The sequence below is a fragment of the Chryseobacterium formosense genome (genome assembly GCF_900116415.1).
Taxonomy (GTDB): domain Bacteria; phylum Bacteroidota; class Bacteroidia; order Flavobacteriales; family Weeksellaceae; genus Chryseobacterium; species Chryseobacterium formosense.
The window spans coordinates 81,917-94,105 of record NZ_FPAP01000006.1; the positions used below are offsets into that span (position 1 = coordinate 81,917).

At 35.1% G+C, this 12,189-nt stretch carries 10 protein-coding genes, 2 tRNA genes and 1 pseudogene; 3 read left to right on the forward strand and 10 right to left on the reverse strand.

Going from position 1 to position 12,189, the window contains the following annotated elements; all coding sequences use genetic code 11:
* Window position 1 precedes the first annotated feature (1 nt).
* A complete protein-coding gene (locus BM371_RS18590; RefSeq protein ID WP_034677596.1) occupies window positions 2-373 on the reverse strand; it encodes a BlaI/MecI/CopY family transcriptional regulator in 372 nt (123 codons plus the stop codon).
* 111 nt (window positions 374-484) lie between these two features.
* On the opposite strand from BM371_RS18590, the gene BM371_RS18595 reads away from it, so the two are divergent.
* Window positions 485-1,684: a PQQ-dependent sugar dehydrogenase gene (locus BM371_RS18595; RefSeq protein WP_034677597.1), complete on the forward strand. Its 1,200-nt coding sequence runs from the start codon at window positions 485-487 to the stop codon at window positions 1,682-1,684.
* A 140-nt stretch (window positions 1,685-1,824) separates the two neighbouring features.
* Here BM371_RS18595 and BM371_RS18600 read toward each other — a convergent pair whose 3' ends face one another.
* From BM371_RS18600 to BM371_RS18615, 4 genes are all read right to left on the reverse strand, one after another.
* Entirely contained in the window at window positions 1,825-3,201 is a 1,377-nt protein-coding gene (locus BM371_RS18600) for a tryptophanase (RefSeq protein WP_034677598.1), read from the reverse strand.
* Window positions 3,202-3,288: 87 nt separating this feature from the next.
* A complete protein-coding gene (locus BM371_RS18605; RefSeq protein WP_177225359.1) occupies window positions 3,289-3,882 on the reverse strand; it encodes a DUF502 domain-containing protein in 594 nt (197 codons plus the stop codon).
* Between the two features lie 28 nt (window positions 3,883-3,910).
* Window positions 3,911-4,492, reverse strand: a complete 582-nt coding sequence (gene miaE, locus BM371_RS18610; RefSeq protein WP_034677600.1) for a MiaE family protein — start codon at window positions 4,490-4,492, stop codon at window positions 3,911-3,913.
* Between the two features lie 200 nt (window positions 4,493-4,692).
* Window positions 4,693-5,784: an acyltransferase family protein gene (locus BM371_RS18615; RefSeq protein ID WP_034677601.1), complete on the reverse strand. Its 1,092-nt coding sequence runs from the start codon at window positions 5,782-5,784 to the stop codon at window positions 4,693-4,695.
* A 221-nt stretch (window positions 5,785-6,005) separates the two neighbouring features.
* Here BM371_RS18615 and rplU point away from each other — a divergent pair.
* Together rplU and rpmA are read left to right on the forward strand one after the other, a co-directional pair.
* A pseudogene (rplU, locus tag BM371_RS18620) lies at window positions 6,006-6,365 on the forward strand (50S ribosomal protein L21); the annotation flags it as partial.
* Between the two features lie 53 nt (window positions 6,366-6,418).
* A complete protein-coding gene (gene rpmA, locus BM371_RS18625) occupies window positions 6,419-6,676 on the forward strand; it encodes a 50S ribosomal protein L27 (RefSeq protein WP_034677604.1) in 258 nt (85 codons plus the stop codon).
* 411 nt (window positions 6,677-7,087) lie between these two features.
* Here rpmA and BM371_RS18635 read toward each other — a convergent pair whose 3' ends face one another.
* From BM371_RS18635 to BM371_RS18655, 5 genes are all read right to left on the reverse strand, one after another.
* Window positions 7,088-9,616, reverse strand: coding sequence for a DUF5686 family protein (locus BM371_RS18635; RefSeq protein ID WP_228376775.1), 2,529 nt, complete (start codon window positions 9,614-9,616; stop codon window positions 7,088-7,090).
* Between the two features lie 217 nt (window positions 9,617-9,833).
* Window positions 9,834-9,907, reverse strand: a tRNA-Asn gene (locus BM371_RS18640).
* A gap of 178 nt (window positions 9,908-10,085) precedes the next feature.
* Window positions 10,086-10,159 (reverse strand) — tRNA-Asn (locus BM371_RS18645).
* A gap of 80 nt (window positions 10,160-10,239) precedes the next feature.
* Window positions 10,240-11,586, reverse strand: a complete 1,347-nt coding sequence (gene rseP / locus BM371_RS18650; RefSeq protein ID WP_034677606.1) for an RIP metalloprotease RseP — start codon at window positions 11,584-11,586, stop codon at window positions 10,240-10,242.
* A gap of 103 nt (window positions 11,587-11,689) precedes the next feature.
* Window positions 11,690-12,127, reverse strand: coding sequence for a DUF6646 family protein (locus BM371_RS18655; RefSeq protein ID WP_034677608.1), 438 nt, complete (start codon window positions 12,125-12,127; stop codon window positions 11,690-11,692).
* Window positions 12,128-12,189 lie beyond the last annotated feature (62 nt).

The following is a 12,189-nucleotide window of genomic DNA, read 5'->3' on the forward strand; positions in this document are numbered from 1 at the left end:
ACTAATCTTTTATTTCTTTATCGATAATATCACGAAGTTCTTTCAGTTGTTTCTGCGTCAGCTTTGAATTTGATGTAAAAAACGAAGCAAACTGCGTCACAGAGCTGTTGAAAAAACGGTCAATCATAGAAGTCATTTCTTCCTTGAAATATTCACCTTTTGCTACTTTCGGAAAGTATTCGCGTGAATTTCCATACAGTGTAAAGCCTACCAAATCTTTATTCTGCATTCTTTTTAGCAGTGTTGCAACAGTTGTTGCTGCAGGTTTCGGCTCAGGATACGTTTCCAGAATATCTTTCATGAATGCTTTTTCTTTTTCCCAAAGAATATCCATTAAAGTTTTTTCGGAATTGGTCAGTTTTATCTCGTTCATATTCTACAATATTTCATTTCTTTCTACAAATGTAGAATAAAAATTTAACTGTGCAAATGTTTTTATGGCATTATTTTTCCACTTTATACAAAAACCTCTTTTAATATTATTATGAAAAAACTACTCTTACCCATTTTACTGGCTTCAGCAACCACGATTGTTTCGTGTCAGGGAAAAGGAAAACCCAGCGAACCATCTGCAAAAGAAGAAAAACCGAATACAGATTACAAACCTGCTTTTGAAGGACAGACTAGAATTAAGCCTGTTAAAACTACTACAGCATTTAATGTTGAAGTTTTAACTAAAGATTTAGGCAAACCATGGGGAATCATCAATTTGCCCGACGGAAAGTTTTTAATTACTGAAAAAACAGGATTTATGAATGTTGTTTCTGCAGACGGAAAACAGATTTCAAAAATTGAAGGATTTCCAAAAGTAGATTCAAAAGGGCAGGGTGGAATGCTTGATGTTGCTCTTGACCCTGATTTTAAAAGCAATAACATCATTTATTTTTGCTATTCTGAACCTTATACAGGAGGAAATCACACAGCCGTTGCAAAAGGAAAATTATCAGCAGATATGAAAAACATTTCTGATGTAAAAGTGATTTTCCGTGCTACTCCAACCTATGACGGTGATAAACATTACGGAAGCCGATTGGTTTTTGATAAAGACGGAAATCTTTTTGTGAGTACCGGTGAAAGATCTGATAAAGAAACCAGAGTGTATGCTCAGAAAACCGATAATTATTTAGGTAAAATTTTAAAAATTACCAAAGATGGAAAACCTGCCCCCGGAAATCCATTTATCGGAAAAGATGGCTATAAACCTGAAATTTATGCATTTGGAATCCGCAGTCCGCAAGGTTTGGCTTTGGATGAAAAAGGTCAGCTTTGGGATATCGAAATGGGACCGAGAGGCGGAGATGAAATCAATCTCATCCAACCCGGGAAAAATTATGGATGGGGCGACGTCACCTACGGAATTGAATACAATGGAGAGAAAATAAATAACGGAACAACGCAAAAAGCAGGAACTGAGCAACCTGTTTATTATTGGGATCCCGTAGTTTCCCCAAGTGGAGTTACATTTTACACAGGAAATATTGATGAATGGAAAAATAATTTATTCATTGCCTGTCTCAGTGGTCAACATATCAACAGAATTGTTTTAAAAGACAATAAGGTTGTTGGCGAAGAAAGACTTCTATTAGACCAGAAAGAAAGATTCCGTGATGTTCTGAGCGGAATGGACGGGAATTTGTATGGTGTGACCGACAGCGGAAAACTGTATAAAATTTCTAAGAAATAAATGTCTAGAAAAAGAGTCACGAAGTGACGACTTTCTACAGGATAGGATGCAATCCTATCAACATTAAATAAGAATCAAATCATATGCAATTCGGGCGCAAAATCGAAGATTTTGCGCCCGAATTTTTATTTTAAAAACAATTAAGCTTCTTCCAAATGAACGGTAAAGTGTCTTAAAATTTCAGGTTCCCAAGTAATATTGTATCCTTTTGAAATTTCGTTTCTTCTTTCGTACACATTTTTTACCGCAGCTGCAATATAATCCATGTGATTGTTCGTGTACGTTCTTCTCGGAATTGCCAAACGAACCAATTCTAATTTCGGATAACGGTTTTCTCTCGTTTCAGGATCTCTGTCTGCCAATAAAGTTCCGATTTCCACCGTTCTGATTCCTGCTTCTTTGTAGATTTCCAAACCTAAAGTCTGTGCAGGATATTCTTCACGCGGAACATTTGGTAAGAAATTCAAAGAATCAATGAAAACAGCGTGACCACCAATCGGCTTCTGTACAGGAATTCCGTACTCGATTAATTTATTTCCAAGATATTCAACCTGAGAAATTCTGCTTTCCAGATACGCAAATTCTGTTGCTTCATCTAGTCCGACAGCCAAAGCAGCCATATCTCTTCCTGCCATTCCGCCATACGTGATAAAACCTTCATAGATAATCGTGAAATTAGATGCTTTTCTGAAAACTTCTTCGTTGTTCAATGCAATAAACCCACCGATGTTTACCAATCCATCTTTCTTTGAACTCATCGTCATACCTTCTCCGTAAGAAAACATTTCTTTACAGATTTCTTTGATGCTTCTGTTTTCCTGTCCGGCTTCTCTTTTCTTGATGAAATAAGCATTTTCTGCAAATCTGGCAGAATCAAAAAATACAGGAATTCCGTATTGGTCTGAAAGTTCTTTTACTGCTTTCATGTTTTCAAGAGAAACAGGCTGTCCTCCTGAAGAATTACAGGTAATCGTTACCAAACAGAAAGGAATCTGCTCTTTCGGATGAGATTTGTAAACTTCTTCCAGTTTTTGAAGGTTGATATTTCCTTTGAATGGATGAAGGTCATTAATATCAAAAGCCTCATCAATGGTACAGTCGATTGCGTGCGCTTTTCTGATTTCGATATGTCCTTTTGTGGTGTCAAAATGGGAGTTTCCGGGAATTACATCTCCGTCTTTTACCAAAACCGAAAACAAAACGTTTTCAGCAGCTCTTCCTTGGTGAGTTGGCAATAGATATTTGAAACCTGTGATACTTTGTACTGTGTTGTGAAGTTGTTCGAATGAGCGAGAACCTGCATAACTTTCGTCTCCGGTCATCAATGCTCCCCATTGTCTGTCAGACATCGCTCCTGTTCCAGAATCTGTTAAAAGATCAATATAAACCTGTGAAGACTTTAGGTTAAATAAATTGAATTTAGCATCTTTCAGCCATTGTTCTCTTTCTTCTCTTGTAGACTGACGGATTTCTTCCACCATTTTGATACGAAACGGCTCTGCATATGGTAATTCCATGTGATATATTTTTTAGATTTATTAAAGAAAAATTTAATTGAAAATGAATTCAATCATCAGATGTATTTAAAGGAATAAAAAAGAACTTTACTCAGGAGCTTTAAATATATTTTCATCCGAATGAAAACCTGCAACGCCACCGCTTACTGCAAATTTCATTGCCGAAGCAGCAGTCATTCCGACCACAGGTTTTATATTCTTTTCTTCTGTAATAATTACCCAGCCGGAAATTGCATACGAATGCGGAAGATAAACTGCCACATAATTGTGTTTTTCAACATCTGCCATTTCTTTTTGGGTTAAAAAACCGATTCTCCAGATTTCAGGATTTTCGTTGGTTTTTACCCAAACCGGATCACTGAATTTTTTCTTGTCTCCGACGAATGAAGACATCACATCTTTTGTTGGCGAATAGATATGTTTGATTCCCGGTGTTTTTTCTAAAAGTCTGTCAACCGCATCCACAAAAAATCTGCCGACTACAAACTTGTTTCCTAAATAGCCCAATAAAGCTGTTAGCAATAAAGTTGATAAAAAAACCAATCCCGGAATTTCTCGTGCTACCGACGGAATAATATTATCAATGGAAGTAATGACCGACCAGATCACGAAAATTGTCAGCCCGATCGGACCAATAATAATTAATCCCTGAAAAAAGTTTTTCAGGAATGCGTTGGTCATGCTTTCAAAAGTCGGTTTTTTCAAATGTTTATCCGTGTATTGATTCTTTATTTCCGTAAGACTGAATGATTTTTGCTTCATATTCCAGCCACTCTTCCCATCTTTTATTTACCTGTTCTGCGTCGCCGAGTTGTCTTGCAAATCCGATAAAAGTGGTGTAATGATTGGCTTCAGAAATCATCAGTTCTTTGTAGAATGTTTTTAATTCTTCGTCTTTAATATTTTCTGTTAAAACTTTAAATCTTTCACAGCTTCTGGCTTCAATCATTGCAGCAAAAAGCATTTTATCTATAATTAATGTGTCTCTGTTTCCTCCTTTCTGGATGAAATTTACCAATTCGTTCACATAATCATCTTTTCGGGTTCGCCCAAAAGTGTAGCCTCTTTTAATAATAATCTGATGAACCTGATTAAAATGCTCCAGTTCTTCCTGAGCAATTGCCAAAAGTTCTGTTACAATTTCCGGATATTCCGGAAGCATCGTGATCAGTCCGATCGCATTGGTTGCTGCTTTTTGCTCGCACCAAGCATGATCGGTTAAAATTTCCTGTAGATTTCCTTCTGCAATATTTGCCCATCTCGGATCGGTGGGAAGCTTCAGCTTAAACATGACTTAAAAAATTTCTGTAAAATTAAAATAATTTGTAATAAGATTGATCGTTTTTATTTTCACGCTCAATGTTTTTGTTATTTTAACGCAAAGGTCGCAAGGTTTTTTGGAATACTCTACGCATATTTTTTAAGTTCGCAAAGGCGTTTCACTCAGCCAAGAACACAAATGTTTAATACTTGACATTAAAAGTTTCAATATTACTTCGAAGCGGTTTTTAATCTTAAAAATTCCAAAATTTTCCAGCCGAATGCATCAAATTTCTTTAAACCTGTTGCGATAATGAAGGCTAAAATTACATTCACTATATAAATTAAAACCATTAAAATCCACCACGGTATATTTTCTTTTAAAGGAACAACCAGGAAATAAACCAGTGACGAGCTGATTCCCTGCCCGAAGTAGAAAAAAATGGCATTTTTACCGATGTGAGTAACAAAATTTTCTTTTGTAATTTTTAATCTATTATATAACACAAATAAGGTTGTCAAAGAAAATAAAGACCAAATAATATAAGGTATTTTCGGCGGAAATTTTTGCTTATTGATTTTAAAGAATATATCATTTCCAAAATACCAGAACATCCAGATCAGTGCAGCAGCGACCAATCCGTAAAGTACAGGAATTATTTTTGTCGGAATTGTTTTTCCTTTCATTTTATTGGCAACCAGAAATACAGTCATATAAAATGCTACATAACCGACTTGTCCGTTCGGATATATTTCCGCGAAAATGTTGAATAATAAAGTTAAGGCCATGCAAATTCCGATAAACCAATTGATGTGTTTTGGGAAAAATCTTAAAATTAAAACTCCGAAAACCGTTAAAATAAAATAAACTTTAAGATACCAGAAACTTCCCATCACCACCGGAAAAGTGTCTGCATTGGTATATTCATGCAAATACCAATTTCCCAGATTTTGCCATTGTGGAGCAGTAGAAATACTTGTTGCCGCATATTTCGAACCGAAAGTAGAGTAGAAATTCTGCAGCCATTCGAGTGAGAAAAAAGTGAGGCCGAAAATTTTAAAGAAATAATCTAAAAAGAACAGCAACGTTACAAAAATCATGTAGGTAATCTGTAGTTTCAGTAACCTGTAAAACGTTTTTTCAATATTGGAACCTGAAGTGATTCCGCTTAAGGCATAAAACAGCGCAACATCAAAAACCAATGAAAATACTCTCAGCTCAGGAATAATATAAAATTGTCCCGACCAAAATGCGGTATGGATAAAAATAATGGAAAGGGTTGCTAATCCTTTAGCAAAATCAATGTAGAGATCTCTGTTCATCTAATTGTGGAATAATTTTTCAAAAGTACAAATAAAACAAGAGCGATTTAATTTCAGTTAATTTATTCAAACTTTAAAAGGTAAAAAACAAAAATTATAATATAGAAATACTTATCTTGAATCGTTTTAAAAGAAAAAATAGAAAAATTCTCAAAATCATATTGTTAGTGACCAAAAAATCATTACATTTGCACCTCGAATTAACTAAAAATTTATAGACAATGTTTGCAATTGTAGAAATAGCAGGGCTTCAATATAAAGTTGAGCAAGACCAGAAGTTGTTTGTGAACCGTTTGAAAGGAGATAAAGGAGGGAAAGTATCTTTCGATAAAATCTTACTTACTGTAAACGGAGCAATCACTGTAGGCGCCCCAGCTGTAAACGGAATCACTGTAGAGGCAGAGATCTTAGACCATGTAAAAGCTGATAAAGTAATCGTTTTCAAAAAGAAAAGAAGAAAAGGTTACGAAGTGAAAAACGGTCACAGACAATCTCTTACTCAGATCAAGATCACTGGTATTACAGGATTTGATGGTAAGAAAGCTGAAAAACCAGCTAAGAAAACAACTAAAAAAGCTGATGCTGAAGCAGCAGAAAGCGCAGAATAATTTAAACCAAAAAACCTTAGAATAAAATGGCACACAAGAAAGGAGTTGGTAGTTCCAAAAACGGTAGAGAATCTCACTCTAAAAGATTAGGCGTGAAAATTTTCGGTGGACAAGACGCTATTGCTGGTAACATTATTATCAGACAAAGAGGTACTCAACATCACCCAGGTGAAAATGTTGGTATGGGTAAAGATCACACTTTGCACGCTCTTGTTGACGGTAAAGTAGTTTTCAGAAAGAAAGCAAACAACAGATCTTACGTATCTATTGAACCAAACGCATAATTAAAAAGCGTTTTATAAAAATAAAATCCTCAGCATTTTTGTTGAGGATTTTTTATGCTGTAGAGTTTGTAGATTTCTTTTCTTGCAGATTAGATAGAAATAATATTTCTAAAACGCCAATTGACCACCAGACTGGATATTTAAATATTAGATACCAAAGATTAAAGCCATCAACGATTGTAAATTTTTTATAAATGTTTCTGGTTTCAATTGTGTTTGATAGATAAGGGATTAATATAAAGAAGAGTAAGAATGTAGATATTTTTGTCAAGTGATTTATCTTAATGCTTTTTCTGTTTCGAAATATATAAATATTGATTATTACTATTAAAATAAGGAAAGCAATATCATAATATGTAAATGACATAAAAGGCTTTGCTGGTTCATTAAAGAAATACATTGTTAAAAGAATTAAAATCCAAACTGAAAACCTGCTTTAATTCCAAACTTGGAAGCATCCGGTCGGTCTAAGTAATTTCCTCTCCAGTTGAAATCTACCCTGAAAATTCTGATATTTCCGAAACCAATATTTTCGATCCCAAAACCATATTCGTAATAGATCTGCTGATCAGGTGCAGAATACTTCAGATTATCTACATTGATATTTTTCGAAGCATCACTTAAAGATCCGTAAGCTCCTCTGATAAAGGCAACTTCTCTCAATTTCAATTTCTTGATTAAAGGAATGAAGGACAGGATTTTCCCGTTAAAATGATGCTCAATATGCATTGTTGAGTATGTGTCGGCAACAAATTCATAATAATTCAGCTGGGCAAAAGTATTGGGAACGATTCCGTAAGATTGGTTTCCGGGTATGATATTCTGTAAAGCCAAAGGAACCGTATCAAAGTTTTTTCCTGCCTCAAAACTGAATAAGGTTTTGCCCCAACTTCCTAGAAGAATGGGTTTGTAAAACATGAACTGCAGTTTATTATAATTAAAATCTGCATTAAACAGGCCTTCAATACCTCTCGTATATTTTAAAACAATCGTTGGTGCTAAAGTTCCGTGCTCGTATCGGTCAACTCCGGTTTGTGAAAACTTCGCTCCTGGTCTTGCAATGAAACTGATTGTTACTCTGGAGTCGTTTGTTGTTTTTCTTAAGTCACCGTTTCTGTAATACATGAGATTAAACCCATCAGGATTAGCCGATTTAATGCTTTGCAATGTTCCGTCTACTCTTACCTGAAAGTTTTTCCAAGGTTCAATAGAGGTGAAGAAACTGGTTTGGTTTACCGAACTTAAAGATGCATTTTCTCCTCTTGCAAAAACGGTTGAAGAAGCAAATGAACGAGATAAAATTCCGTCTTCTGTCGTCAGTTGTACTCCAAGCTGAGTAATGTCTCTTTTCGTTCCCCCACCGATCATAAAACGGTTTACTCTGTTAAACATATAACGTCCTTCAACGCCGTATTTGAATTGTTTATCTTTAAAGCCATAAGCATTATAAAACTCAACTCTCCAAGGATCATTTTGCGTGAAATAGGTTCTTGCTCCCAATCTTATTCTATCGCCTTCTACTTCATTTTTACCGTAAATTGAGGTGATGGGTCCCAAATCGATTCCTTTGGTCACATTATAGTATCTTGAAGCTAAAGTTTCAGTCAATTTTACGATCCTGTTGAATTTTGGAGTGTGCTGCAGTTTATCAAGCATTTCGTATACACCCTGTTCCTGTTTTGAAAGTGAATCAGGTCTTGCAGTTGTCCAGAATGCTTCATCTTTGTCTACAAACCGATCATCATATTCTTCTTTTCTTCTTGTGAAAACAGAATCTGCCAAAGGTTTATTAAAATCATACTCAGAATAATCTACAGATCGTTTGGCAATGATGCTTTTTGCACTTTTCTTTTTTGAAAATGGCGTCATCTCAATTTCTGTAACGAATTTTTTTGGAAGAAAAGTTTCGTCATCTGGATTATCATATTCCAATTCGGTTGAAATTGCGTTGATGAAATTAACATTGATCTTATTTGTAGATTTTAAAGTAGCTCCTAAAACCGCATAAGAATCGGTATCGATATAAAGATAACCCTGAAATGCCAAAACCTCAGTTCTTCTTGGTTGATACCTTATTTTGTAGGCATTTTCTCCGTTCACCGAAATAGTATCCACTAAATTATAATCATACGTGCTGAAACCATCGGTTCCGACAGGACTTGGAAATCCGATATCGAAATAATTTAAGGTGTTATCGTAAATATTAATGTCACGATAAAGGTTTTTAGCAGTAAGAGTAATGACCTGATTGTCTTGAAATCCCGATGTTTTTTGTGCAACTAAAAGCCTCTTATTCTTTTTATTTGGTTTGTTTTCTCCAAAATTCTGGTATATCGATTCATTAAGAAAAACCGGAAGTGCCATTTTCCCGCTGGCTGTAGAATCTGCGTAATCAAAAATAAAATCTAGCTTATTAAAGATTTTGCGATTCATAAAGGTGCTGTCGAGATTGTTGGCGTCAAACTGAATCTTTTCGTATTCTTTATAAGTGTAAGTATTGAACTTTTCCAAGCCGTTGTTTCGCTTGCGCTTCCATACTTCCTGCATGATTCGGTAAGCGGGGTTTTCTTTTTTACTCTTGTACTTCGTTTTCTCGTTATGAATCACTACTTCTTCAATGCTGCTTACTTTTTCCTGAGAAAGTTTTATAATTAGATTATTGGCATTGTCAGTGGAAATATCTACGGTTTCAAATGCATAGCTTTTTCTTGAAAATTTTAATTTATAAATGATAGAATCAGATTGAACGGTAAAATTTCCGCTTGTTGTTGTAAGCGCTGATTTTTGGCTTTCATTAATGAAAATTTCAACACCACTGATTTCCTTATTGGTTTTTTCGTCAATAATTTTTCCGGAAACTGTAGTTTGTGCTTGTAAGAGTCCTGTAATAAGGAGAGAAATATATAGGAAACAGTATTTTAAAAAGTTGGTTGGCATCATTCGTTTCTTCGAGCATTTAGCTTAAACAAAAAGTGTGCTGATTTGTTGAAAACATAAAATATTTTTATAAAAATTAACAATCATTCACAAAACTGCAAAGGTAACGAAAATAAGCTTATGAATATTGCGCCAATACAACGATTGTTTTATAAAAGTAATAATGATTTTGGATAGATTTAAAAATAAAAAAGACCTACATTTCTGTAAGTCTTTTTTGCTCCTCCTGCTGGGCTCGAACCAGCGACCCTCTGATTAACAGTCAGATGCTCTAACCAACTGAGCTAAGGAGGAATTTGCTTGTTTTAAGTGGTGCAAATATAATATGAAAAATAACATTAAGCAAATATTTTTCACACAAAAACAGCTGAGACAAGCTATCAGATTATTTTTCAGGAATTTAAATTTGAAATAATTAGACTCTGAAATTAATGTAAATAAAAAAGACTTACATTTCTGTAAGTCTTTTTTGCTCCTCCTGCTGGGCTCGAACCAGCGACCCTCTGATTAACAGTCAGATGCTCTAACCAACTGAGCTAAGGAGGAATGTCCTTGTTTTTAAGTGGTGCAAATATAGGACGGATATTTAAACCAAACAAATTTTTTAATTAAAATTTTCAAAAAAATTAAAATTTATTCGTAATGATTTTGAAAATGTCTGCTCCAAAAATCAGTAACATCAAGCCTAACAGGAAGATAACTCCAACCATCTGAGCGTTTTCTAAAACTTTTTGAGGAACTGGTTTACCAACAATCATTTCATATAATGTGAAAATAACGTGACCTCCATCCAATCCGGGAATCGGAATCAGGTTCAAAAATGCCAACCAAACCGAGAACATAGCGGTAAAACTCCAGAACAACGTCCAGTCAATTGATACACTTCCATCTTTCGCTTTATCAACAGGCATGTTTTTAATGATTGCCAATGGACCACCTACTTTTTTATATCCCTGTACTTTTGAATTGAAAATCAGTTTAAATTGCTTAACCTGATACGTCAAACTTTCGATACTTCTTGTAAATCCTCTTCCGATCGATTGAGCAAAAGTGAAATGCTTAGTTTCAGCATATTTTGTCAGCTGTTTGTAAGAAGCCAGACCTAAAGTTCCTTCTTTTGAAACCTGTAAAACCAGTGGCTGAACTGCTCCATTTCTTGAAACCTCAATATTAAGATCTTTTCCTGCATTATTTCTTACGACTTCCTGAAATTCGTCGTAATAGGCAATTTTCTTTCCGTTTGCAGAAATTACCTGATCGCCAACTTTTAAACCTGCAGCAGCTGTTTTAGCATTGTATATAGAATCAATTACAGCAGGATATCTTGGTGTAAGGAACGCTTTCGGGTTTGGATCTTTAAATGCTAAAGCTTTGCCGTCGTCATTTGTTGGGAAAGTAACTTCTTTACCGTCTCTCAAAACAGTAATATCGTCACTTAATAATATGTCTAATGAAAGTTTATCAAGATTATTCTGAACTTTTCCGTCAACTTTTAAAATTTTATCACCATCCTGAAAACCCATTGCTTTTGCAACATGGGTATAATTCATGGGTGCATTTACTTTAGTACTGTCGAAAACAGTTTCTCCGTTAAAAAACGAAAGGCATCCGTAAATGATCCACGCAAGGAAAAAGTTTACTGTAACTCCACCCATCATGATGATTAGTCTTTGCCAAGCCGGTTTTGCTCTGAATTCCCAAGGTTGAGCCGGTTGCTTTAGCTGTTCGGTATCCATGCTTTCGTCAACCATTCCGGCGATTTTCACGTAACCTCCGAAAGGAAGCCATCCGATGCCATATTCCGTTTCACCGATTTTCTTTTTAACTACAGAAAACCACGGGTCGAAGAAAAGATAAAATTTTTCTACTTTGGTTTTAAACCACTTTGCAGGTAAAAAATGACCAAGCTCGTGAAGAATTACTAAAATGGAGATGCTCAATATGAATTGAAAGATCTTGATTGCTAATTCCATTAATTGTTTTTAGATTTTAATTTGCAAAGGTAACAATTATCAAAAGGATGCCAAATAAAAAAGCTCCTCGAAATGAGAAGCTTTGTCATATATTGTGGCAGATTTAGAAATTAAAAGAAACACCAAGGCTTCCGTTGTTACCAACCTCTGCAAAAACTCCGAATTTATCTGTGAAGAAATACCTTGCACCAATGTGCGCTCCGATTCCGAAATCTCTTCCTAAAACACCCAAATCAACTCCCGGATAAATATCCAACTGCTCCGGCAATTCTAAAGCTTCTCTTAGATGAAAGTTTACTCGCCCGAAAATAAAAACCCTGTTGTCTTTATCGTTGTCTCTGTAATTGTCGAAATACGCATTTCCTCCGGCTCCGATGGAAATAAGCTGATTTAAACCATAGTCATAAGTTGCCGTGATTCCTGTTCCATATCCCCATGCATTAAGTCCTAAATTTACTTTCTGATCACCTTTCCCTGTGTAGGCTTGTGCGCTGACTGCTGCTCCCATAAAAAGCATCAACATCAAAACCAATTTCTTCATAAATTTTAATTTTAAATGTTTACTAAAAAATATCCGCAGCAAAAATAAAACCGAAGTCAATT

Excerpts from the sequence above, each read along its gene's own strand:
- rseP (WP_034677606.1), bottom strand. The coding sequence starts at position 11,586 with ATGGAATTAGCAATCAAGATCTTTCAATTCATATTGAGCATCTCCATT.
- BM371_RS18615 (WP_034677601.1), bottom strand. The coding sequence starts at position 5,784 with ATGAACAGAGATCTCTACATTGATTTTGCTAAAGGATTAGCAACCCTT.
- rpmA (WP_034677604.1), top strand. The coding sequence starts at position 6,419 with ATGGCACACAAGAAAGGAGTTGGTAGTTCCAAAAACGGTAGAGAATCT.
- BM371_RS18595 (WP_034677597.1), top strand. The coding sequence starts at position 485 with ATGAAAAAACTACTCTTACCCATTTTACTGGCTTCAGCAACCACGATT.
- BM371_RS18655 (WP_034677608.1), bottom strand. The coding sequence starts at position 12,127 with ATGAAGAAATTGGTTTTGATGTTGATGCTTTTTATGGGAGCAGCAGTC.
- BM371_RS18590 (WP_034677596.1), bottom strand. The coding sequence starts at position 373 with ATGAACGAGATAAAACTGACCAATTCCGAAAAAACTTTAATGGATATT.
- BM371_RS18605 (WP_177225359.1), bottom strand. The coding sequence starts at position 3,882 with ATGACCAACGCATTCCTGAAAAACTTTTTTCAGGGATTAATTATTATT.
- BM371_RS18635 (WP_228376775.1), bottom strand. The coding sequence starts at position 9,616 with ATGATGCCAACCAACTTTTTAAAATACTGTTTCCTATATATTTCTCTC.
- miaE (WP_034677600.1), bottom strand. The coding sequence starts at position 4,492 with ATGTTTAAGCTGAAGCTTCCCACCGATCCGAGATGGGCAAATATTGCA.
- BM371_RS18600 (WP_034677598.1), bottom strand. The coding sequence starts at position 3,201 with ATGGAATTACCATATGCAGAGCCGTTTCGTATCAAAATGGTGGAAGAA.